At 55.5% G+C, this 23,507-nt stretch carries 21 protein-coding genes; 4 read left to right on the plus strand and 17 right to left on the minus strand.

Annotated features, from left to right (window positions below; all coding sequences use genetic code 11):
* Positions 1-603: 603 nt before the first annotated feature.
* Positions 604-2,058, minus strand: coding sequence for an HDOD domain-containing protein (locus tag JRF57_00005; protein MBW2302072.1), 1,455 nt, complete (start codon positions 2,056-2,058; stop codon positions 604-606).
* Between the two features lie 127 nt (positions 2,059-2,185).
* Positions 2,186-2,884, minus strand: coding sequence for a septal ring lytic transglycosylase RlpA family protein (locus tag JRF57_00010; protein ID MBW2302073.1), 699 nt, complete (start codon positions 2,882-2,884; stop codon positions 2,186-2,188).
* A gap of 428 nt (positions 2,885-3,312) precedes the next feature.
* On the opposite strand from JRF57_00010, the gene JRF57_00015 reads away from it, so the two are divergent.
* Positions 3,313-4,605, plus strand: a complete 1,293-nt coding sequence (locus JRF57_00015) for a protein kinase (protein MBW2302074.1) — start codon at positions 3,313-3,315, stop codon at positions 4,603-4,605.
* Between the two features lie 58 nt (positions 4,606-4,663).
* Here the strand turns inward: JRF57_00015 and JRF57_00020 are convergent, their stop codons facing one another.
* From JRF57_00020 to JRF57_00075, 12 genes are all read right to left on the minus strand, one after another.
* Entirely contained in the window at positions 4,664-5,098 is a 435-nt protein-coding gene (locus JRF57_00020; GenBank protein MBW2302075.1) for a glycine zipper 2TM domain-containing protein, read from the minus strand.
* A gap of 378 nt (positions 5,099-5,476) precedes the next feature.
* Entirely contained in the window at positions 5,477-6,358 is an 882-nt protein-coding gene (locus JRF57_00025; GenBank protein ID MBW2302076.1) for a DUF89 family protein, read from the minus strand.
* Positions 6,359-6,561: 203 nt separating this feature from the next.
* A complete protein-coding gene (locus tag JRF57_00030) occupies positions 6,562-7,221 on the minus strand; it encodes a hypothetical protein (protein MBW2302077.1) in 660 nt (219 codons plus the stop codon).
* Positions 7,222-7,270: 49 nt separating this feature from the next.
* Positions 7,271-8,299, minus strand: coding sequence for a PEP/pyruvate-binding domain-containing protein (locus tag JRF57_00035; GenBank protein ID MBW2302078.1), 1,029 nt, complete (start codon positions 8,297-8,299; stop codon positions 7,271-7,273).
* A gap of 65 nt (positions 8,300-8,364) precedes the next feature.
* Positions 8,365-10,053, minus strand: a complete 1,689-nt coding sequence (locus JRF57_00040) for a phosphoenolpyruvate-utilizing protein (GenBank protein MBW2302079.1) — start codon at positions 10,051-10,053, stop codon at positions 8,365-8,367.
* 976 nt (positions 10,054-11,029) lie between these two features.
* Positions 11,030-12,868 (minus strand): aldehyde ferredoxin oxidoreductase family protein, encoded by a 1,839-nt coding sequence (locus tag JRF57_00045; GenBank protein ID MBW2302080.1) that lies wholly within the window; start codon positions 12,866-12,868, stop codon positions 11,030-11,032.
* An 87-nt stretch (positions 12,869-12,955) separates the two neighbouring features.
* Positions 12,956-13,579, minus strand: coding sequence for a hypothetical protein (locus tag JRF57_00050; protein ID MBW2302081.1), 624 nt, complete (start codon positions 13,577-13,579; stop codon positions 12,956-12,958).
* A gap of 98 nt (positions 13,580-13,677) precedes the next feature.
* A complete protein-coding gene (locus JRF57_00055; GenBank protein ID MBW2302082.1) occupies positions 13,678-14,295 on the minus strand; it encodes a hypothetical protein in 618 nt (205 codons plus the stop codon).
* Positions 14,296-14,486: 191 nt separating this feature from the next.
* Positions 14,487-15,239, minus strand: coding sequence for a 3-oxoacyl-ACP reductase FabG (locus JRF57_00060; protein MBW2302083.1), 753 nt, complete (start codon positions 15,237-15,239; stop codon positions 14,487-14,489).
* A gap of 16 nt (positions 15,240-15,255) precedes the next feature.
* Positions 15,256-16,929, minus strand: coding sequence for an NAD(P)/FAD-dependent oxidoreductase (locus JRF57_00065; protein ID MBW2302084.1), 1,674 nt, complete (start codon positions 16,927-16,929; stop codon positions 15,256-15,258).
* A 90-nt stretch (positions 16,930-17,019) separates the two neighbouring features.
* Positions 17,020-17,397, minus strand: a complete 378-nt coding sequence (locus JRF57_00070) for a hypothetical protein (GenBank protein MBW2302085.1) — start codon at positions 17,395-17,397, stop codon at positions 17,020-17,022.
* 12 nt (positions 17,398-17,409) lie between these two features.
* Positions 17,410-19,032 carry an NAD(P)/FAD-dependent oxidoreductase gene (locus tag JRF57_00075; protein ID MBW2302086.1) on the minus strand — a complete coding sequence of 541 codons (1,623 nt, stop codon included), beginning with the start codon at positions 19,030-19,032 and terminating at the stop codon, positions 17,410-17,412.
* Positions 19,033-19,153: 121 nt separating this feature from the next.
* Here JRF57_00075 and JRF57_00080 point away from each other — a divergent pair, with 121 nt between their 5' ends.
* Together JRF57_00080 and JRF57_00085 are read left to right on the plus strand one after the other, a co-directional pair.
* Positions 19,154-20,089: a LysR family transcriptional regulator gene (locus JRF57_00080; protein ID MBW2302087.1), complete on the plus strand. Its 936-nt coding sequence runs from the start codon at positions 19,154-19,156 to the stop codon at positions 20,087-20,089.
* 17 nt (positions 20,090-20,106) lie between these two features.
* Positions 20,107-20,739: an HD domain-containing protein gene (locus JRF57_00085; GenBank protein ID MBW2302088.1), complete on the plus strand. Its 633-nt coding sequence runs from the start codon at positions 20,107-20,109 to the stop codon at positions 20,737-20,739.
* Positions 20,740-20,789: 50 nt separating this feature from the next.
* Here JRF57_00085 and JRF57_00090 read toward each other — a convergent pair whose 3' ends face one another.
* Positions 20,790-21,251 carry a hypothetical protein gene (locus JRF57_00090; GenBank protein MBW2302089.1) on the minus strand — a complete coding sequence of 154 codons (462 nt, stop codon included), beginning with the start codon at positions 21,249-21,251 and terminating at the stop codon, positions 20,790-20,792.
* 383 nt (positions 21,252-21,634) lie between these two features.
* On the opposite strand from JRF57_00090, the gene JRF57_00095 reads away from it, so the two are divergent.
* Complete coding sequence (locus JRF57_00095) at positions 21,635-21,835, plus strand: hypothetical protein (protein MBW2302090.1); 201 nt, start codon at positions 21,635-21,637, stop codon at positions 21,833-21,835.
* A 407-nt stretch (positions 21,836-22,242) separates the two neighbouring features.
* Here the strand turns inward: JRF57_00095 and JRF57_00100 are convergent, their stop codons facing one another.
* Both JRF57_00100 and dksA read right to left on the minus strand, forming a co-directional pair.
* Positions 22,243-22,413, minus strand: coding sequence for a hypothetical protein (locus JRF57_00100; GenBank protein ID MBW2302091.1), 171 nt, complete (start codon positions 22,411-22,413; stop codon positions 22,243-22,245).
* A 300-nt stretch (positions 22,414-22,713) separates the two neighbouring features.
* A complete protein-coding gene (gene dksA / locus JRF57_00105; protein MBW2302092.1) occupies positions 22,714-23,079 on the minus strand; it encodes an RNA polymerase-binding protein DksA in 366 nt (121 codons plus the stop codon).
* Positions 23,080-23,507: the final 428 nt, after the last annotated feature.

A 23,507-nucleotide genomic window follows, 5' to 3' on the forward strand; every position in this document is an offset into this window, starting at 1 on the left:
AGTGCCTGTCCGCCGGTGTCTGGCGGGAGCGGAGCCATGGACGGCGGAGCGCCTGCCCGCCGGCTTTCTGGTGGGAACGTTAGCGAGGAGAACATCCGCAGCCTCTGCTTTCTGCCGGCCTGCAAAAGAACCTGAATTTGAAAGAAACCGTTATGTATGACTATCTATCTGATTTTATTATTAATGAATAGCAAAACAATTCTATTCTAGACAGCAATGGTCTATGGTGTATCAAAACATTCACACGAGTGAAGCCTTTTTTCGCTTCGAGTCTTCGGGACAGGGCATCCCGAAGGTCACCCGTGAAAGGTATCATTGTTGGCCGGGAGTTGGGAAGGGAATTATCGATAACGAACCGGGGAGACATCCGGGTTCTTTTCCCTTGAAAATTTGTTTCTTTCGAGTTCGGCGTGCTCCTTGGGGTGGTTAGTTGAACGGGCTGTTGAATAAGTGCTTCGCTTGTTGCGTTTTCAACAACCTGTGAAGTCCTGGTGGATCAACCTGGGAGATGAGATTGTGCCCTGGAGAATGGTGGTCACGGGGGGCTTGTGCTGGATGGGAAGGATGGAGAGGCCGATTGAGACGGCCTCCCCCGGCGGGCTCCTAGATGAAATGGGCGGAATGTCGGACGCTTTCCTCGACTTCTTTTCCGATTTTCGCGATGGTTTCAGGGGTGAATCCCAGGAGTTTGGACGCTTCGAGATCCTGAAGCTCTGTTTCCCCGTGGTCGATTCCGTCCCCGTACCCGATCCAAGAGGCCATGTGGCTGGCCAGGTTGATGACCAGGCAGGCTTGATCAAGGGGGGAATCGGTCTGGAGGGTGGCCTGTCGGCGGGCCATGTGGATGAATTCATCGGAGAAATTCCAGCGTTTCAGGGTTTCTTCGCTGACCAGAGGGTATGCTTCCGCGACGTGGGAGAGGACATCGGACAGGTCGAAGGATTCAGCAGGTGCGGTCTCTGAGAGGGCCTTCAGGAGAGGCACCTTTCCGATGTCATGTATAAGACCCATCAGGAAGAATCTATCGCTGTCTTTGAATTTCCGGTCTTCGGCGATGGCCTTGGCGGCAAAGGCGCTGGCAAGGGAGTGAAGCCATAGGTTTTCCATCACCACCCTGTATTCCACCCCCTTCACCTCATAGAGGTCCCTGTAAGCGATCGCCATGATAATCCCCTGAGTTTCCCGAAATCCCAAGAGGGGAATGGCCCTTCGCACGGAATATATCTCTTCGAGCCTGCGGTACCAGGAAGAGTTGGCCAGGGAAATCAGTTTCAAGGAAATCACCCCGTCCCTTTCAATGACTTTGACCAGATCGTCAACACCAGAGGAGGGATCATGGGCCACTTTCTGGATTTCCTGAACGACCCGGGGCAGGTGGGGGAGTTCGATTTTGCCTTCCCTGAATTTTTCCACGAGATCCATTACCATGCCGCGAAGATCTTCCTCGTCTTCTGCGGCTCCGCCGCCTTCAGTCATCCCGGAAAGGGTTTTCAGGTGGGAGATAAATTCCTTGAGAAGATCGGGATCAAAGGCCTTTCCAGCCCCCCTTTTCATCTCTTCGATGGCGTCTGAGGGGCTCATTCTGGGGCGCTGGGGGCGGGTCGAGATCAAGGCGTCGTAAGTGTCGGCCAGTCTCAGGATTCGGGCACCCAGATGAATCGCTCCACCCTTGAGCCCGTCGGGGTATCCTGTGCCGTCAAAGGCCTCGTGGTGCTGGCGGATGATGGGAAGTATTTCTTTCAGGTGGCGGTTTTTTGAAAGGATTCGCTCGGCCACGACGGGATGCTGCCTTAGAAGGGACTTTTCTTCCATGGTCAAATCAACGGGCTTCCGGAGGAGACCCTGGGGCAAATGAACCATTCCGAGGTCATGAAGGAGACCCGCAAGGTAGAGGTTATCTATCTCCATTTCAGGGAGACTGAGCTTTTTTCCAAAGGAGACACAGATTCGCGCCACCCGCTCGGAATGCCCTTTAAGGAAGGGATCCTTTTCTTCTATCAGGGAAACCAGGATCTGGATCAGATCCCTGATATCATTGTCCTTGCCATGCCTTCTCATGATTCAGGTCTCCTCTCGAAAAAGTTCTTGGAACGGGTGGTTAGCCGTGGGCTTCCACCTGTTTGCCCGGTCTGGGTGACGGGGTGATAGGATCCCGTGGCTGAAAACCTGCTCGGGTGGAGAGCCTTTACCCGATGATCCTCATAGTGAGCTTGCCGACCCCCTTTTTTAGAAGGGACAATTTCCGGGCCAGTGCATAAGAGAGATCAACGTCGCGGCCCTTTACATAGGGCCCCCGGTCCGTAACCACGGCCCTGGCCCGTTCACCTGTAAGAGGATTCACCAGTTCGACCCGGGTTCCCAGGGGCAGTTTCTTGTGGGCGATGGTGTTTCCATACATGTTGAAAAATTCTCCGTTGGCCATGACCTTTCCGTGATGGCTCTTCCCGTACCAGCTCGCAATCACGACCTGTTCCTTCGGATAGGCCGGCCTGCGGATCCTGAGGGTCTGTCCGGGCCGGATTTTCCTGGGATCCTGGATTCCGTTGTCGCGAATAAGATCTTGAACATTGACGTGAAATCGTTTCACGGCCAAGGCCCAGAGGGTGTCCCCCGGCTTTATGGTGTATTCGATCCAATCCTCCGTTTTCTCTCTGACTTTCGGTTCAGGAACGGGAAAGGTGGTGAAATCCTCTTTTTTTCGGTGCACAATGGCCTGAAAGTCCTTCTCTCCCCTTATGACGGCGCCTTCTTTCAAAAACCAGCGACCAGTCCTGGAAGAACGGCCCACGGCCCCGGGGTTCAATTTGCGAAGGGTCTGCCAGTTCATGTTCATCAGGCCGGTCACCTTTTTGATGGTATCCCCCCTCTGAACTTTGTAGACCATGGAAAAACCCTCCTTACCTTTGTTTCAACCCTGGATTTTGCATCTGCGCTCTTGGATCCGCTTTCTGTTTTTCATCGGCCGGGAGCAGGCCTGTAAGCCTTTCCTCTATGCCCTTGAAAGTAGTAAAAAAGCAATTATTGTGCCAGGGTACCATGCTCTCCCAGGCCCTTTGGAGTGTGGCTCGATTTCCCGAGAAGACCCAAAAGATTCCTGGGGTTTTGTCAAAATTATGACGCTGGATCTTGGCGCCTCACCTGTATTCTGGTCCCTTGGGGCCACTGTCCAACCCAAACATCGCCCCAAGCGGTCCCCTGGATCCAGGGTTGACCGAGTCCGGGGGGCGGAATATGCTCCTTGACACCCCCAACCAGCCCCTTATATACTTCTTTTACTTGTCCAAAGTGCTCCTCCAGGCGGTCAGGTTTCCTATGAATTCATCGGAATTGCCTTACAGTATAGGCAGGTACCAGGTGACCCAGAAACTGGGAAGGGGGGGTATGGGTATTGTTTACCTGGCCTATGATCCCTTTATTGACCGGATGGTGGCGGTCAAGGTGGCCTCTACGGTTAGTGTCCAGGACGAAAGCCGACTGGAAGAGTTCCGGAGGGAATTCCTGAACGAGGCCAGGGCGGCCGGAAAATTGCTTCATCCCCACATCGTATCCGTCTATGATGCGGCGGTGGAGAACAACCGTTGTTACCTAGTCATGGAATACGTGGATGGCCCTACCCTCAAGAAATTCTGCCGCAAGGACACCTTGCTTCCCATCGAAGAGGTTGTCAAGATTTCCTACCAGTGTGCAAAGGCCCTGGACTATGCCCACGAGAACGGGGTCATACACCGGGATATCAAGCCCGGAAACATCATGCTCTCCAGCCGGGGCGAGGTCAAAATCGCTGACTTCGGAATCGCATTGATCGGGGATCCCGCCGACCTGAACAGTTCAGGAAGCCTGACCGGATCGGCCTCCTATACCTCCCCGGAGCAACTCCGCGATGAGGTCATCACCCCCCAGGCGGATCTCTTCTCTCTTGGTGTGGTGATGTTTGAACTTCTGGCGGGAAAGAATCCCTTTGAAGCGGATTCAGACGTGGCGACCGTCTATCGTATTACCCATGACGATCCTCAACCCCTCAGATCTCTGCGGCCCGATATCCCCGGGACTCTGGAGGCCATCGTCCACCGTGCCTTGGAGAAGGACTTGAAGGAGAGGTACGCCACGGCAGGAGAGATCGCTACGGACCTGGGAAATGCCTTCAAACACATCCGTCTCCCAGAGGAAGGGGTAAATCTCGAGAAAAAATTCAATGCCTTAAAAAGGATTGATTTTTTCAGGGACTTCAATTCCATGGAATTGAGTGAGATCCTGAAAGATACCCAGTGGCTCGAATACGGCGCATCTTCCACGATCCTCACCGAGGGGGAAAAGGAGGACGCCTTCTATATCATCGTGGCTGGAGAAGTGGTGGTAAGAAAGATGGGCAAGGCCATCGCCGTTCTCAAGCAGGGAGACTGTTTCGGGGAAATGGCTTGCCTGGGAAAGGTCCGGAGGACCGCTTCCATCGAGGCGCTCACAGACACCATCCTGATGAAGATAAACGCCTCCATCATCGACAAGACCCCCATGGCCACACAGCTCCGCTTCTACAAGGTCTTCACCGGCACCCTTATCCGCCGATTGGCTCAGACGAGCAGACTCCTCTCCCAGGCCTCTCCCTAACGGCCCGCACCCGGGCGGCTTGCCTTTACAAGGATCTTGAATCTCCGTGTTCCCAGGATCAATACTCTGTCGTGGTTTTCTGCCCTTCGCAGATTTCCTCGACCGTTTCACTGATCAGCTTTCCGTTTTTCCAAACCCTCTTTGTGACCTTCCGGCACTTGGTGCTTTGATTCACCGGGCCGGGGATGGCCTCCACGGCCCCGCCCTGATTGTCGTAATAAACGACTCTCTTGTTGGTCAGGGCGGCTTCCCGGCTCGCCTGGTATGATTGGTCCACGGCATTACCCACGATGGCGCCGAGCAAGGTGCCCACGGCCGCTCCGATAAGGGTCGATTCCGTATTCCCCCCGATGATCTGCCCGCCGATAGCGCCGACACCCGCGCCGATGGCCGCGCCCTTCTGGGTATTGTACCGATCCTGAGGTACGGTGGCGCAGCCTGTAAGGATGAAAACAACAGAGAGCACGATCACGAGGGTCCAAAGTTTTTTCATTCCTGTTCCTCCCGACTTTTCATGGCTTATCTCCTTACACTAAGCATGATCAGGGAATTTTCAAGCCCGCCCGGAGGTCTGTCAGCCCCCCGGATCCAATCGCGTACGGAAGAAGACGAATCGATTCATGGCGTCCAGGAGCCCCCGGGAATATGGAGACATGCGGAATTGACGGAATTCCCTTTCCCATTAGCGGCAATCACTCACCAGCGGACATAGAGAAAGGTCGTAAGATAATGTTATTATGTCCATCCGACGGCCGGGCGGGACAGTCTGTTATATTTTGACGTTTTTCCTCCCCATCGGGTTTACAGTCCGAATGAGAAGGGAGGAGGACCTCCCAAGGGGATCACCCCACCCGGTTTGGAGCCGGTCGAGTCAGGGGATGTGAAAGAGTACGGGATCAAAGAGGCCCGTGCCGAATAGGTTGCAATAGGGCAGGCATTTGGAGAGGAGCATGAACGTGGTTTTTTCGGTGACGGACGCGGTTTCTTCTCCCAGGGAATCGAAGTTGCCCCCTCCCTTGGACACGATGATATCGGCACGCTCAAGGAGATCCCTCAGCTCGCCGGAACACCGCTTGAGGGAGGTTCCGGGAAAGGGGCCCATAATTCCGTTTTCCACCACCTGTGCGACAACCGTGATTCCCGCATCTTCCGCCTCGGTTAGGGTCACGTCGTTCATCGTGGGGATGCTTCTCACGACGAAGATCACTTCAAGGGGATACTGGGCCCGGAGGATCTCGATGAGAAGCTTGTCGAAAACGATTTCCCCCGAGTTGTCCCCGAGGTAGACCAGGAGTTCCGATCTTCCGAGGCGTTCCTTGAAGTCGGCATAGGCCTGCCGGGAGACGGGGACCTGGAGTTGGGCCTTGATCCAGTCCAGGAAATCCGTGGGGTTTTCCGAAACCATGAGGTCGATCCTGTTTCCCAGGATGGCAAGCTTGATGGCCCCGAAGAGGGGATCCGCATCCTCATGAATAAGGGACCTGATATGGGGCTCTACCTCGAGTACCCGCTTGTTTTGCTTCCACTTGAGCAAGGAAAAGGGATCCGGGCTGTCCGCAGCCTTCATGATGATCTTCATCACCCCTTCGATGAGGGCGGGACTGACCACGTTCCAGTCTTCACCCCGGAGTCCGGGAAGTTCCGCGATTCTCCGGTAAAGGCTCCGCATCCTGGTTTCATCCAGCTTGAGGGCTCTCATCGCCGTTACGGACATCCGCAACACACAGGGGATGCAATCCGGCTTGATAAGCATGGAAAATCTCCCGATCCTTGGGTTCTTCCGATGCACTGCACCGGGTTGGGGTTACGCCCGGAGGCGTTTCGTAATCTTCCGCCCAGGCTTAAGGCAAACGCCCTTTTCATCGTCGAGCATCCGGGAAAGACACCCTTTTTCCTAAGGATCCTGCCGGTGGGTGATAGAGACGATCGTCGGGGTTGGACCGGGGCGGGTGGCCCTTAGAAAGTTTTGAGCATCTCCCTCATCAGATAGGGCACCTCGATCCTCCCGGTCGGGGCCAGGATCCGGCTGCTGTAATCCGTTGCGTATCTTGTTTTCAGCTTGCGGACCAGGCGCCTGAACTCCGAGGTGTCGATCGCCTTGGCTATGTCCACAATATTGCTCGCCGTGCCCTCCGCCAGCACCCTGGGGCCTGAACCGATGATGAGCCTCCAGCCCCCGGTGATGGGAACCCCCAGTTCCTTCATGGCCGGGAGACACTCTTCCTTGACAAAATGATAGTGCTCCTCTTCCATGCCGGGCAGGACGTTGTAATACTGGTTGAACTTCCACACGCCGGTCTGGATTCGGTAGGGGCCTTCCTGGATCCGTCCGGATGGGGCCCAGACCCTGCTGTCGTACTTCCACACATACTGGAGAAGATTGTTGAAGATCGTTCGATATTCCTTCCCCGATAGGGTTTTCTTCAGATTGTCCACATTTTCCACCTCGGCCACCGCTACGATGCGGGGGCCCATACCGACCGCCACGTAATACCCCCCGACCAACCGGAGCCCCAGACCTTCCAGGGTGGGGTTGTATTTCTCGAGAATGAAGGTGGAATAATCGTCGAACTTATTGGGCATCACATCCCAGTATTGGGAAAAAAGAATGGGCATGTTTTCCTCCAAGGTCCCGTTCGGGTGAAAAATGGGTGGTTTCCCGGCGTCATCCCATCTTGAATACACGCGTCATGAGTTCCGCCAGGTATTCGGAGTTCTTTTCTTTTTTCTTCGAATACTTCGCGGGCCGCGTCTGGACCCAGAAGAGATTATCCGGGAAGGGAAGATCGAGGTCAATGACCCATTCCATGTCCTGGGGAACGCCGAAATGGGCCTCGACCCTTTTCGCGATACGTGCGATCTCTTCCAGTTCTTCTTTTTCCAGGCAGGGCTTCTCGACCATTTCCGCCGGCACCCTTGCCGTGCCGGTTCCGTCCTGGGTATAGACCACCATCTTGGTCTTCCGGTTAATGGTACTGTGGACCCGGCCCGTCTCCTTGTCGATGATAAAGGTGTCAGGGGTGATCTCCCCGCTTACCACGCTCTCCCCGAGGCCCCAGTTCCCCTCCACCACGATCTTGGAAAGATCCCCTGTGGTGGGCTGGACCGTGAGCGCGACCCCGGCGGACTTGGCGTTGACCATTTTGAGGACGGCCACCCCGATGGGCGCCTTCTCCATCTCCATGCCCTTTTCGATCCGGAAGGCGATGGCCCGGGTGGTGAAAGCACTTCCCCAGACCTGGATCACCTTCCGCGCGAGTTGGCCCTTGCCCCTCACGTTCAGGTAGGTTTCCATCTGCCCCGGCATGCTCACCGCGCCGCTCGAACGGGTAGCGACGGCTGTATTTTCCTGGCCGACCTGTTCGCAGAGTTCGTCATAGTAGTCCCAGAGTTCCCGTTTCATATCTTCGGGCATCTTCTTGGATTCAATAACCCCCCTGATGAATCGGCTGGCCTCGATTTGCTTTTCCACCTTGTTCAATTTTCCCTGGTTTTCGGTGACGTACCGCCTGATCTCGTCCCCGGCCCCGGTTTCCTCCATAAAACGCTCATATCCGTCTACGGAGACGGCGAATCCCGGGGGTACCTTCATCCCCAAGTGGGTCATCTCTCCCAGGTTGGCGCATTTTTTGCCGACAAGATCGTTGTGTTCGCTTCGGAGTTCACTTAGCCGATAGAGCCATTTCTGTCCCATATCCATGCTCCCAAAAGGACCGGCGCCCGAGGCCCGGTGGTCCGGGCGCCCGGCCAGGATACGAGTTACTTTTCCTTGTCAAGAATATAGACGGTTCCCAGGTTGGCATCCACCTTGATTCTCTGCCCCGATTTGATCTTCACCGTTCCCTCGAAAACGTTCATGACCACGGGGATACCATATTCCCTGCCCACGATGGCCGCGTGGGAAAGGCTGGCCCCACGGTCCACCACCACGCCCTTGATCATCGAAAAGATGGGAGTCCAACTGGGAGAGGTGCTGGCGGCCACCAGAATGTCGCCTTCCTTGACGAGGTGAAGTTCGTCCTCGTTCATGATGACCCGGGCCGGTCCCTCCGCCACTCCCGGGGATCCGCAGGTTCCGTAAAGGTCGGCCTTGAGTTCCGGGCGAACCTGGGGCATGGAGCCCACCACGACCTTCAGGGCGATGGGATCGTTGGATTGGACGAGTACCCCCATGGCCTGGTCCAGATCGAATCCTTCCTTGAGAAAGGCCGGGGGATTGGGGTTCTTTTTCCATTCCTCCCATTCGGCCTTGCGGCGGTCCACGATATAGCGCAGGTTGAACTGGTCGGGATTGATGGCGGCCCTTCGAACCTCGTCGGGAATGAGGAAAAAGATATCCTCGTGATGATCGATGGTACCCGCCGAAACGAACCGCCGCCCGATACCCAGGGCGCTTCTTCTCATCATGGCATGGGTGTAAAGGTCCAGGTAATGATCGTGTTCCTCGCTGAACACCCCGCTCTTCTGGGCCAAACGCATCAATTGTTCGAACCACCCGCGTTGTTCAGGCGATACCTTTTCGAGGACTTCCCTTTCGGCCGCTTCCCGCTCCTCGGTAAGCTTTTTGCGTTCTTCATCCAGGTTGAAGTCTCCGCCCTTCAGCAAAAACTGCTTCACATTCGCAAGGGCCGGGGCGGGGTCTTCCACCCACGTGGGCAGGTTGATCTCCGACATGCGTTGCATCCTCCAGCCGTCCTCGTTCATGAAGGCCATGAAGTCTTCCATGAAGGCCCGGCCCTTCTCCGTACTCTCGAGTCGTTCTTGGATCTGTTCCGGTTCGCTTTGCAGGAACTCTTCCGTCAGGCCTTCTTCTCTCGCACGCTTCGAGAACTCCCACAAGCGCCGATCCACCTGGAAGACCTTGTTGTCGAAGCCAGAGACAAGCTTGTGAAACACCGGGGAAGTGTCATCGATTCCCGCAAGGTCGCGGCACATGTTTTCGAAGAGGATATAGGCCGTGTAGGTCCCGTACATCATGTACATGTGAATTTCCCACATTCGGCGGCAGGTATTGATGGTCTCCTCGAAGTTTTCCAGCAATTCGATGTTGCTCGCCTTCTCAAGATCCAATTTTTTTAGGTTCTCGTATCTTTCGAGGATTTCCTTCAGGAAACCCTGCCACAGCCCATCATAGTCTTCGATGAAGGGAAGAATGGCTTCGCGGAACTTGGCTTCTCTCCTCTGCCGCTCCTCTTCGCTTTTGACCAGCAGGAGCGTCAGGTATCCCCCTCCATTGTGAAAGCGCCAATCCCATCCCTTCACGGTGGGGAGGCTCAACTTCTCGGCGCCGTATTGCATGCCATGACGGCAGAAATTGATCCAGAACCATCCGAACATGGGCGTCCAGGGCGGCACGGAATGAGTGCCGTCCAGGAACCAGGCCGGAGATTGCTCGAAATCGTTTTCGGGATCAAATTCCAAGCCCGGGACCACATCGTAAACCTTCATGTTTCCCTCCTTACTTGCATGGGGTTAAAAGAAAAAGGACGCGGCCAGACTGCTTTCTCGATCATCCGGCGTTGGTTTAAAACTGGGAGACCAGGCGCTCCGGGAAGAGGCGAGGGTTGAAATCGGAGGAGATTCAGGCGGGCGGCAGGCGACGGGCAAAAACCACCCGGCCGCCGGATATAGGGTGCGTGATCGCGGGTTCGAGGGTCGATGGAACCTCTTTCAGCCGCAGCCTGGATGCAGTCTTAGGATCCTTTTCTTCCTCAACGTGGAGGAACAGCGCCAGAACCTGGTCCCCAACCGGGGACCTCGAAACGGATTGGATTGTCACCTCCTTTCCTGGAAACCGCAAGAATACGCCCACCCGGCCCATTGTCTTTCCATCCCTCCGGGGAGTGCGTGGATGGGGAGGATCTATTTCCCATGGGAGTGGCCTTGAACGGTATCGGAATGGGCATTTACCGGCAGCCTCCAAAAGATTCGTTTCTCCGATGGGGGCTCCCTCGGAAACCCCTTCGGTTTTTCACCCAGCGGGGTGCGGCGCCATGGAAACAAAAGGGTTTTATTGAACCCAAATTATGCGTGAATGCTTGCCCGCTGGCTGTTTGGCGGTCTTGCCTGTCTCGGGCGCGGCCTGTCCAAGGAAGGGTAAAGGGATTTTTCCGAAGCGGCCTATTTTGGCTCTGGAGCAGCCTGCCTGCCGCAGGCAGGGAGAGCGGAAGAGCCAAAATAGGCAGTGAGCGGAGCCATGGACGGCGTAGCGCTTGCCCGCTGCTGTCTGGCGGGAACGTAGCGGAGGAAATATCCTTTTACCCTTCATCTATCGGGTGCTGCCAGGATGCTTTAACATATTGTAATAAAGATAAATTTCATTATTAATTAATGTATAATTTGGGTTTACTGAAAACACTCGCCGTGGATCTCCCCCCTTTAAGAGGATCCACAGGATCTTGTCTTTCCGGCATGTCGCCCCTCGTCAAAGGGCCTTTTCCATGTCTGCCAGGACTTCGGGAATTCCCAGGGCTTCAAGCCGTTCTTTGGAAGGTATCCCTTCTCGAGTGTAACCGAGGTCTCGGTAATATTCATCGAGCAGGCCCTCAAGATTTTCCACCCTCTGGCCCGTCGCCGGTCCGGCGTTCTTTAAGGGCTCGGCCGTCATCCGTTCAGGAAGGGTGTCGTCCCTCCTCCTGAACCCTTCCCGCACGTTGAAGCACCTCTCGATACATAGAATCCGCTCCCCCGCCCGAAGGAGATTTTCCGGATCCCCAAGGGATTCAAGGCCTGTAGCGGCCTCGAGGTATTCGGCGTACATCTCGAGGTTCAACCCCGTGTTTCCAAAGGTGCAGGCGATAAGGGAGTCCTCGACGGCCTGTTCCATCTGGACCCTTGCGATATCCGCTCCCTTTCCTTTTTCCGTGTAAGGGTCGACCTTTCCGGAGAGTTCATCCCTGGGCCGGCCGTACATGTGACTGCCTCCGATATTGGATGTGGCCATGCTGAGGGCGTATCCCTTGACACCCCTTGGATCGTACCCCGGAAGCTCCAGGCCCTTGATGTGCATGGCAAAGGGTTCGGCTCCCTCTCCGAGCTCAACGGCGGCCCTCAGGACCCCTTGTCCCAGGATTTGTCCGATTCCCTCCCCCTTGCCGATCCGTTCAATCAAGGTGAAGGCCGCCCTCCGGTCCCCCCAGGTGAGGGTCAGGCCGCCGGTCTGCAGGGGAGTGAGGATGCCTCTTTCAAAGAGTTCGAAGGCGAAGGCCAGGCAGACACCGGTGCTGATAGTATCAATGCCGTAGTAATCACAAAGGGCATTGGCGTCTATGATGAAGGACTTGTCCGTGATGCCCAACAGAGGCCCGAAGGCGTAAATGGATTCGTATTCCGGTCCGTCGATCCGGGTTCCCTCCAAGGGGCCGGTGGCGACATCCCTCATTCCGCCGCAACGGGTCATGCAGAGGTAACAGCCCGCCTTGGCCTTTTTCAACCGGAAGAACTTCTGCCCCGAGATTTCTTCGATGTTCTCAATGCTTCCCTCCTGGAAGTTTCTAACCGGCAGAATTCCCAGATTATCCACGACGGTCGTGATGTAAGGGGTCCCTAGGGTATTCATGTTTTCTCTTCTGGGGTGCCTTTTCAGAATTTCTATCTGCTTCTCCAGAAGGATTCGGAAGCGGTCCGCATCATGGGGAACGTATCTTTTTGCAGGCACTTTGATGGCCACGGCCTTCAGGTTTTTGGCTCCCATGACGGTTCCAAGGCCTCCACGGGAGGCGGTGCGCTCCCCCGATGCGATCACGGCGTAGCGGATCCCTTTCTCCCCTGCTGGTCCGATACAGGCGGACTCGGTGCCCGGCCCGTGCCTTTTCTTAAGCAGGAGCTGGGTGCGCCTGGTGTCCAGTCCCGCCAGGTCCCGGGCGTCCATGAACCGAGGGCCGCTCTCGTCGATGAAGAGGTAAGTGGCCTTCTCCGCCGCTCCCTCGATGATCATCAGGTCGTAGCCTGCATGCTTCATCCAGGGCCCGAAATTTCCGCCCGCGATGGACCGGAAGATGGTCCCCGTGAGGGGGCTCTTCGAACTCACGGCCCATTTTGAGAAACCCTGGATCCCCGTGCAGCCCAGGACGCCTATGGACATGATGAGCTTGTTCCTCGGGCCGAGTGGATCGATTCCGGGGGCGATTTCGTCGTAAAGGTATTTAGAGCCTAGCCCCCTTGCCGACAGGTATTTCTCGAGATGTCGCGATGGAATTTCTTCTTCCTTGAAGGTGGATGCCGACAGGTTGATCCTCAGCAGTTTTCCTGCGAATGTGCTCATCTCTTTCTCACCTTGATCGACGTTTTTACCCGCCGCGATCCGGCCTTCCGGGTTTCGCCGCCTTTGGAATATCGTTTGGTGCGGGTTTCATCGGTTGATATGCCCGGATGGAACAAGGATCTTGCACCCGTAACAGGAGACCAATCCCAGCAGTTTGAGGGTCATTTCCCGGTACGCCGGATCCTGGAGCATTTTACCGATGGTGGTGATTTCTTCTACGCGGCCTTCGGCGATGATATGGGGAGTGGAACCCACGGCCACGTACCATCCTCCCAGCATTTCCAGGCCGAAGGATTCCAGCCCAGGCATCTGCTCTTCTCGCTCGAAGTCCTTGAAGGCATAGAAGTCCTGTGGATTGACGTTGTAATGCTGATTGAATTTGTATCCGTGTTCGATCTCAACGGGCTTTGCGGGGATGACTCCGGTCGGTACGAGCAGTTTTGAATGATAGTTCTCCACAAGGCTCAGGAGTTTTCGGCGGAGTTGAATGAAAGATGGAGCAGTGATGAGTTTCTCCACATCCTTTATGGCCCTGGAGACCCCTTCGGTGATGAAGGTGGGGCCTTCCCCGGAGGCCACCCGCCAGGATCCGGTGAGCATCATGAGTCCCGTATCGTTGATCCGGGGGACGAATTCTGAGGAAAAAAAGTCGTCAAAAGGACCGTCTTTTCCCTTCAGGACATCCCAGTACTGAACCAATTTTACCGGCATGGATGCCTCCCTTCCCTGAATTTTCCCCTTCAGGGATGAGAATCTCCCGGAAGAAGGAATTTCGGGGAATTCACGGTTTTCGGGGTCATTGTCTCCCATCAGGGGAGCAGCCCCGAAGGCATGAGGATCTTGCTCCCGAATCCATTTACCATGGGTAGGAGCTTGGCGGTGAGACGCCTGTAAGTCTCGCTGCCGATGGCCTCCAGGATTCGCTTGGGATCGGTGCAGGATCCCTCGGTTACGATGTTCGGACCCGGCCCGATAGCGACGTACCAGGACCCGATCATCTTGATGCCCAGACCTTCAAGGGCGGGGATATATTCATTTTCCATGAAGGCTTCGTAAGTGTCGTATCTGTCCGTGATGACATCGTAGTGGTGGTTGAACCGGAAATTGGTATGTTCGGGAAGGAGGCTTTCCACGCGGCCCGTCGGGACCAGGATCTTGGTGCGGTAATTGGTGGAAACGAAGTGCATAAGCCGGTTGAGCTTGATGAACTCTTCCTGTTCCAGCAAGGCATGGACCTGGGCCATAGAGTCCGCCACGCCTTCCAGGATGTGGAAAGGGCCTTCCCCGGATACTGCGTACCAGGAGCCGAGGATTTTCAGAAGACCGGTGTCGTTGATCCCCGGGATATAGTTCTTGGAGAGGAAATCCCCGAATTCCTCCCGGTGTTCTGAGAGGACATCGCAGTACTGGATGAATTTGACGGTCATGGCTCCACCTCGTCATAAGGCCAGGGCTCATGCAACCGAGACCTTTGAAAAACGTTCAATTTTGTTCAAGGTCAAGGAAGGCGAAAATTTTAACCACAGGAATACACTGAAGTATTTCGAGGATTAAAATTTGAGCCTGACGCCGAGATTGGGCAAAAGGAAGCGTTCTTCAAAGGTCTCGGCAGCTTTTATCAATGCATGGCCCGCCCGCCGTCCACCAGAATGGTCTGGCCGGTGATGAAATCGCTCTCGGGGGAGGCCAGGAAAACGGCGGCGCCCGTAAGGTCCTCGGGACGTTCCAGCCTCCGCAAGGGGGTCTTGGAGGTATCGTACTTGGCCACGTCGGCCAGGCCGCGGCTCGCTTCGGTATCCGTAAATCCGGGGGCTATACAGTTGATACAGATGTTGTGGGGTCCCAGTTCGACTGCAAGGGCCCGGGTCAACCCGATGATGCCTCCCTTGGAGGCCACGTAGTGGGCGAAACCGTGGGATCCTGTAAAGAAGACCTCGGAGGCCAGGTTCACGATCTTCCCGTATCCCTGTTCTTTCATGTAGGGAAAGACCGCCCTGGCGCACAGAAAGGCCCCCTTGACGTTGACCGCCATGACCAGGTTCCATTCTTCAAGGTCGATTTCCTGGAAGGGTCTCCTGCGGATGCCGTCGTAGACGGCCGCGTTGTTGATCAGAATATCGATCCGCCCGAAGGCTTCATAGGCGGCTCTGGCCATGGCCAGGGTATCCTCTTCGCGGGAAACATCGGCCTGGAAGTCCACGGCGTCACCACCCATTTCCCGGATCAGCCTCACGGTCTCCCGGAGATTGTCCAGATCCCTTCGGGTGACCACCATCACGCGGGCGCCTTCCCGGGCCATTTCAAGGGCGAAGGCCCTGCCGAGCCCCTTCGCGCCCCCGGTCACTATGGCCGTTCTGTCCTTGAGCCGCATGCTTTCCTCCTCTCCTCTAATACTCTCTCCCCTTTTCCTCCCAGATCCTGGGCAGGTTGAAATCCTCCACTATCACCTTAAAACAGTTGTAGGAACTGCCGCGCCCGATGCCCCCGCAAGAGTGGAGATTGGAAGAGCAGATGTACATATTCTCAACTCCGGGGATACGGTAGTTGGAGATCTCGGCCAAGGGGCGAAACCGGTCCTGCTGGGAAAGCATCATGGCGCCCTCCACCCAGCCGCCCTCCTTCATGTCGGGGTGGCGATAGGTGACGTCCAGGGGCGTTTGAATGTTGTGGGAGATGACATTGTCCCAGGTCATGTTGGGGGCATAGATCTGCCAGTCCTTGAGGGCCCGGTCCACGATTTCCCGTTTCAGCTTGAGCCATTCACGCTCGGAAAAGAAACGGTAAGGTGGGGCGAATTCCTCAATGAGAATGGTATGCTTGCCCTCAGGAGCCCTGTTCTTGTCCCAGATGCTGTCCGGCGCCGTGAGCAGGTACATATGCCCGGGCCTGGGGATTCCCTGCGTGAAGATATCCGACATGTAATTGTAGGCCATGTAGTCTTCGTCCTTGGGGCCCATGTAAAGGCGGGGCTGCTCCCCCAGGTCGGGGTTGAAGCTCTTGGCCTTGTAATCGGGAAGCTCATGGAGGGCCACGTTACCCCAGAATATCTGGGATCGGTCGTAGTCGATGTTTTTGATGCGATGGGCGAGCTGGTCGGAGAGTTTGGTATCCCTGAGAATCCGGAGCATGGTTTGAGGTACCCCCAGGTCGCTCACCACCAGTTTTCTGGCCTCGATTTGGGTGCCGTTGACCAGCTCGATCCCCACGGCCCTCCCCCCTTCGAACAGAACCCTGTCCACCTCGCTTTCCACGAAGAATTGTCCACCCATGGAACTGAAGGACCTCTGAAGGGCGTGGGTGATGGCGTGGGTGCCTCCTGAGACGATGGAAGCTGATTCAAGGGAGAGCATGAGTCCAAGGGTGTGGATGGCCAGATAGGCCCCCATTACGTCCACCGGGAAACACCCGGAGGAGGTTTCGATCGCCCTCATGAAAAGGACGCGCATTTCCGGGCTCTCGAAGAGGTCCCGGGCGAACTGGATGCCGTTCATGAAATGCCAGCGGGGATCGAACCCGTATTTTTCGTCCGTGAACAGTTCCTCCAGGGCGTTGGGAACCCCCCAGGGAGTGGGCGGGCTGTAGCGGTATTTCCTGAAGGCCTTGCGCCACTTTTTCTCATACCGCTCCGTGATCCACTCGTAAGTGTCGGCGTCTCTCTTGGAGAAGCGGGCGATTTGGTCGTACGTCTTCCTGAAATTCTCGTTGGAGAATTCCTCCTTGCCCGTTTCGGGATCCACCACCCGAAAGGCGGTATACCCCACGAAGCAGGTTTCGTCCGGATAGACCATGGCCTCGTTTCCTTCGGGAAAGACGTAATGGAGGCCGAATTTCCGGAGATTGAAGTCATGGTAGGCCGGGTTGCCGAACATCCGGGTAAAGTGGGCACATGGATTCTGCACGAATGCTGGCGCAGGCAGTTCGTCACCGCAGGCCCCGCCCCCGAGTTCGTGGAGCCTCTCGAAGACGGCTGTTTCCAGGCCGGCGTTTTGCAGGTAGTTGGCGATAATGGTGGCGTGATGCCCCCCTCCGATCACGACAGCATCGAAACTCATGTCGGCCATGGCAGCAACTCCTTGTTCGATAATGGATTCTTGGAATCCTTGAACGATTAATGGACGTAGAACAGAATTGAAAATCCGAACATTCTCCCGTCAACCCTTCAGGCGCGCCAGCGGGTTGACGGCCTCATTGGCGGCGGGAGCGGGTTCGGGTTTCGGTGGTACGGCTGGTTTCGCCTTTTCCCCCGGTGCCGTTTCAGAGACCGGTTCCCCAGGGGCCTTCGGAAAGAGCGAGTACCTCCCGAATATCAAGGCCATCAATGCCTTCCAGATCACCGAAGGCTTGAGCCCGATGAGGATCGCCTTGCGCATGTCCTTTGGTCCCATGTACACTTTGATGGTCCAGTGCAAGGGCTGGGTGGCCTCCATGGTCACTTGAAGGACCTGTTCACCGTCAAAGCGGGTCTTGAAAAGTTCCTTCAGGTCGGCCACCATCACCGTCTTGCCCAGACCCGTGGATTGGACCTTCATGAATGATCCTCCCTAAAGCAGGCCGAGTTCCTCGGCCCGGATGATGGATTCCGGCTTTTTCCACCACTTCTCGATGCCGTAGTCCTCGGCGATTCGGTTGGCGGCGTTGTAACCGTTGGCCAGCAGCACTGTCCCTCCCGGGTAGGTGCAGGATCCGCAAATGTAGAGGTCCTTGATCGGCGTGGCATATTCCGCGCAGTGCTCATTGGGCCTGAGGTATCCCATCTGGAGGGGAAGGTAGGCCCCCTGCTTGTAGGAACCTTCCCGCATATCCACGAACTTGTTGTGGATATCCTTCGGGGTGGTAATGTAACGCCACATGATAGTCTCTTCGTTCACGTTCGGGACGTACTGCCGGAGCTTGGCGAGGCAACGCTCTGCGATTTCGTCCCGGATGTCGTACCACCGGTCCGCTCCGCCGTCGGCCAAATGGTAGGGGGCATGGCAGGAAATGAGACCCGTGTGTTTCCCCGGAGGGGCCTGGGAGGGATCATGGAGTGTCGGGAAGCAGCTGTTGAACCCGGAATCCCTCAATTCGCCTCGCTTGATGGCATCCTGATGGGCGATGAGTTCTTCATAGGATTCGTAGCCGAACAGGTGGATGAACGAACCCGCCACCTCAGGGTTCTTATCGGCGGCCTTGAACCGGGGGGCCTCGAACAGGGCCGTGTGCACATGGAAAAAGCTGGATTTTTCCCACTTCCAGTCCTTGATCCGGGTCACCAGGGCCGCTTCAAGGTTTTCCTCTCCCACGAGATCCAGGAAGGTCTGGTGGGGATTCAGGGTGCTGACGATGAATTTTTCGGCCTCGTAATAGTAGCCGTCCTCAGTCTCCACGCCCTTGGCCCGGCCGTTCTCCAGGACGATCCGGGTCACCGGCTTGGGCCCGATGATCATGCCTCCGTTCCTGTAAATGACCTTGCTCATGAGATGGGCCAAGTGGTGGCTGCCGCCCACCACCAGGCGGTAGTTGGCCGCTCGATTGATATAGAGCGGAACGAGAAAGCCCAGGCCCTCCAGGTCGTAGTCGAGGCCCCACATGGTAGAGGCGTACAGAAAGAGGGTCCGGACATGTTCGTTTTCGAAGAGTTCCTCCACGATGCTCTTGGGAGACATGGCCTGTAACGCCTGGAGATCTCGTCCGATCTCGTGGTTTTGCATCTTGGTCATGGCCTCCATGGCCGGATGTGGCGGAGAGTAAGTCGCAGGGGCGATGAAGAGGTCCATGTATTCCTTGAACCGTGCCGCGGCCTTCACGTAGGTCCGGGCGTCTTTCTCGGAGAACTGGGCTATGGATTTGGCAGTTCGTTCGGGATCCTGATGAATGCAAAGCGAACGGCCGTCCAGGAGGGACAGTGACATCACCGGGTCCGGGAAGATGAATTTCAGGTCGTAGAGGGTTTCCATCTCGTACTTGAAGTCCTGGAAAAAGGGGGCATAGTCCACCATGGGGATATAAATGGCGTGGGTGTTGTGGATGAAGGTCGGAATCGTTATGTGTTCCGAGCACAACCCCCCTCCCATCTCGAACCGCCGTTCCAGCAAGAGGATTCTCTGGCCTGCTTTTGCGAGGTAGGCAGCGACCAGGAGACCGTTGGGTCCGGCACCTATGACAATTCCATCGTATTCAGCCATGGCATCCTCCTTTTCGACGAAAGCAGACGTGGTACGTGCCTTTCAGTGTTCGGCTTTTCAGTTGACTTGTCAAAACAATTGTTTTTATAGTGCCATAAGCGTTCCTTATGGGCCTTCCGAGATGCAAATCAATCTCAATCAACTCAGGGCATTCTACCTTGCGGCAAGGGAAAGGAGCATCACCCGGGCCGCGGATATCCTCTGTATCACCCAGCCTGCAGTCACCATGCAGGTCAAATCCCTTGAGCAGGCCCTCGATATCAAGCTTTTCAGGAAATACGGGAAGGATCTCCGGCTGACCGAGGTCGGGCACGTCCTTTTCGATTATGTCGAGAAGATCTTCGAGATCGTGGATGAGATGGAATTCGTCCTGAAGCGTTACTCCGACCTGTCCAGGGGATCCCTCGTCCTGGGAACGACCCGAAGCTTTGCCCGACACCTTATGCCCCGTCTTCTCTCGAGGTTCCAGGAACGCTATCCCGGCGTCAAGATTTCGCTCAAGGTGGGAAGCAGTCAAGAAATAGCCGACGGCCTCATGGCCTTTGAATATGATCTGGGCATCATCGGCCGCCTCCCTCACAGCGACAAGCTCAAGGTCATCCCCTATACCCGGGAGGAGTTCTGTCTGATCACGCCACCGCAACATCGGTTCGCCGGGATGAAGTCCGTCTCCCTCAAAGACCTGAAGGACGAGCCGATCATCATCCGGGAAAATGGCTCCGGTTCACGGTACGCCATGCTTTCACTTCTTGAAACCCACGGTATCACGCCATCAGTGCTTGTTGAGGCGGGTAGTGTGGAATTCATCAAGGAATACGTCATCAAGGGGAAGGGCGTCTCTTTTCTATACAAACCGGAAGTTGAGAAGGAGGCAATGCAAGGACTGCTCCATTGCGTGTGCCTTAAGGAGGGTCCCATTTACATCCAGACCGATATCGTCTATCCCAAGGATGTAAACCTCTCCCCCCCGCCCAGGCCTTCCTGGAACTGGCCAGGGAAAAAGATGCTTGAAGATCTTCCCGTCATGGCCCTTGCCAACAAAGGAAGTAGTTTTTAAAAATCGGAGAAGAAAACATGAAGGAAAGAAATTCATATGAGGATTGGTCCGGCTTCCTTTCGGTACTCCTCGAAGAAGCGGAGCCTTATTTGAAGGTCAGGGGGGATCTTCTTCATGTCCGTGTTTCCCACCGTTATGCTCTCATGCTGATGGAAAAGGAGGGCGGGGACAAGCGTATCATCGAGCCCGCCGTTCTGCTGCATGATGTGGGATGGTCATGCTTGAGTCCCGAAGAACTATCCCATGCTTACGGGGCGCGGGCTGTCGGGGCGGAGGCCAAGAGGTTGAACCGGATACACGAGAGGGAAGGGGCCGAGATCGCGGCTCGTATTCTCACAAAGCATGGATACGACCCCAAGTTGATCGAGACGATACGGCGTATCATCGAACGGCACGATTCGTCTCTTTCGGTATCATCCGTTGAAGATGCGATCGTAAAGGACGCGGATAAGCTTTGGCGCTTTTCAGGGGAAGGTTTTTGGGTGGAAATCGAGCGGCAGGGCCTGGAGCCGGAAGAATTATACCTATACCTCGGAAAGCGTATCGATTCCTGGTTTTTTACTCCAACCGGCCGGATCCTTTCCAAAGAAGAATGGGAGAGGAGAGGAGAAGAAGTGCGGTCCGGTCGGGAAAAAAGGGGTGGGCTCTGATGAGCCCGGTCCTCAAAATCGCCTGTCATCGTGAGGGTGATTCGATGGTTTCATCTTTCCATCTCTTCGATCAGTTCTCCTAAGGTTTTCATCTTCTCGCCTGATTCGAAGTAATAGGGCAATTCACGAAGGAATTCCACCCATCCGTCACCCAGCTTGACCTTCAGCACCCATCCCATGACCCCGATGCAGGGAGCGGAGAGGCTCACGTGATAGATCACGTCCGAAATGTCGGTGTATGCCTGGAATCCCTCCACGCTCAATATCGCTTCGGCCCCTGCTTCCTTCGCCCGGGTTAGGACTTCTTCGGTGAGAGGTGGAATACCGAGGACGGGTGGATCCGCGATGACGATAAAGAGCGGAGCTGCGGTTCCCTGTTTTTTAATGGTTTCTTTGACGGCTTCAAAGAAATTGGACGCATACCCGGACAGGATTTGACGCCTCCTGGAAGGGTGCTTCCGGATGGCGTCCAGGACCGTCATAATTTGTTTTTCCAATTGATCAACGGGCATTGCCTTGTTCAGAGCTCCCAAGAAACACAGGGATCGAACCGCCCGGCGGCTGGTAAGCAAAAACTCGCTCCGGACAGCCTCGAAACGGCGGTTCAGGGTTTCCCACCAAAGGGCCCCCACTTCTTTGATAAGCCAGGGAGGACAGATCGCCTCGGCTTCCCTTTCCCAGGGAACGTCCCCCTGCGCGCCTACCTCGGAACATGCCAGCGGGGACCTTCGGTGTCAAGCCGGAAAGGGGGTGGGGTCCAGGTGGGAAAAATGGGCCCGCACGTGGCATATCCTTTGCAGTCCTTTGATCCCTGAAAAGGCTGGCAAAACCCTCAGCGGGGTGTCTTTCTGAATCTTGGCAAATCTCCGCCGGGGAATGCAAGGAGGCCTATGCCATGTTGCGATACCACTATTGTGATCAATGCGGGATGTTCACGGCCAAGGAAAAGGAAAGGTGCCTTTATTGCGGGGCCGACTTGAGACCGCGTCCTTCCGTATCCCGCAATGAAAGGCATTTCTCCTTTTTCACTTCCATTTTTTCTTTCCCGTATCGATCAAAGTGCAAGAAAAAGCTCAGGATGGAATCCCTGGGGTGAATAAAGAAACGGGACCTTTGAGCCTGAAATCTTCCGAGTGTCGAGTTTGCCGAAGATGCAAAGCCTCGATCGCCCGATTGTAATCTCCTGTTGCAAGTGGTCGATAACATAAGGTCTTTCAAATGTCTCGAAACATCTCCCGGGTCGGATGTCTCCCTGAAGGTGGAGGAATTTCATGCCGAATCGTCATGATCTTGGCGTATTCTTCTCCCCTGACCGTCAAAAGGGACATCATGGATCCTTGCCGGAGGTCCGGCAGTGAGAGGTATGCCCGGAGCAATGTTACGGGGAAATCCCGGCTTGAGCGGATATGGAGGGGTTCTATCCCCAGGGTAGAGCGGTGGAGAGAACCAGGGGGGCTGATTGACTCCGTCCGCCGTGGTGGGGAAGATCCCGGGCACCCGGATTTATTCAAACCAATCCAGCCATAAGGGCATCGAAATAATGATGCCGAACAGAAAGATCAAAGGTATGACATAGATCCAGTTCGCCCCGTTTATGGAGGGGTACATGACGGTGACGAAAAAGGCTGTGGCCAGAAGGGAATATGTCGCCAAGTACTTGTCCATGGCAGGCATGATAGTTCGCCTGAAAAGGAATGTCAAAGAAAAGCAAGCCGGAGCCCGAGGGATAGAGAGGCGTATGCCGATTTTGCCGAATCTGCTGCGTTGTAAGGCGCTCGAAGTACGTACTAAAAGTACGTCTTCACACCTTAAGCCTTGCATCTTCGGCAAACTTGGCAATTGCATAATCCGGGTTTATGTCTCGTTGACAACTGGATGTCGAAGGATGGGGTCGGGACGATGAATCTTCGGTTGGAAAGGCTTCCAAAAGAATCCGCACTTTCAATTGGAAAGGGAGGTGCATCGGGGAAGAGGTCAGATTCCCCGGAGTCTTTCTTCAGTCTCCTGTCTTTTCTTGCACTCGATGCAGAGGGTCGTCACGGGTCGGGCCTCAAGCCTTTTCTCCGAAATCTCCTCCTCGCATTCCTCGCAAATGCCGTAAGTGCCGTTATCGATCCTTTCGAGGGCCTCTTTGATCTTAGCGATCAGTTTCCTTTCCCTGTCCTTTATCCTGAGGGAAAAAGCTCGGTCGGATTCCATCGTGGCCCGATCCGACGGGTCCGGGAACTTCTCGTTCATACCGACCATGCCGTTTACCGTCTTGGTGGCCTCTCCCAGGAGTTGATCAAGCCTCTGGCGAAGGATATGTTTGAAATATTCCATTCGTTCCTCTGTGAGCATGATCCATTCTCCCCGAATTATTTTGCGCCCATCTATAAATAGCCAATTTTCGCCTTCCTTGACCTATACAAGTTTTCTTATTTATGGACGGGCACCATTTAGTAATCTTATTAAACAGGGGGAAGGGGTTTCAGATACCCGCACATTATGTCCTATCGGCACATCCGGCCCGGGGCATTAACACGGGTGGAATTTCTAAAGGGGGCGAAGCCGCCTCTTCTCCTTCCAAGCCCCTGTTGGTGCCCTTGAGACCTTCAGGGGGGGATTTCGGCCCCAAAAATGCCGGGCCTCAGGCGGGATCTTCGTCCCCCGGATCTTTCCCTTGCCTCGATCATCCTGTTCGAATATGATTCCTTTCACCCGTTCGTAACCCGATCGGGTCTTTCTTTTCTCCCTGCTGCTTGTGTTTCACCGGACATGCCCATTTC

It is taken from the genome of Deltaproteobacteria bacterium (genome assembly GCA_019310525.1).
Classification (GTDB): domain Bacteria; phylum Desulfobacterota; class DSM-4660; order Desulfatiglandales; family HGW-15; genus JAFDEE01.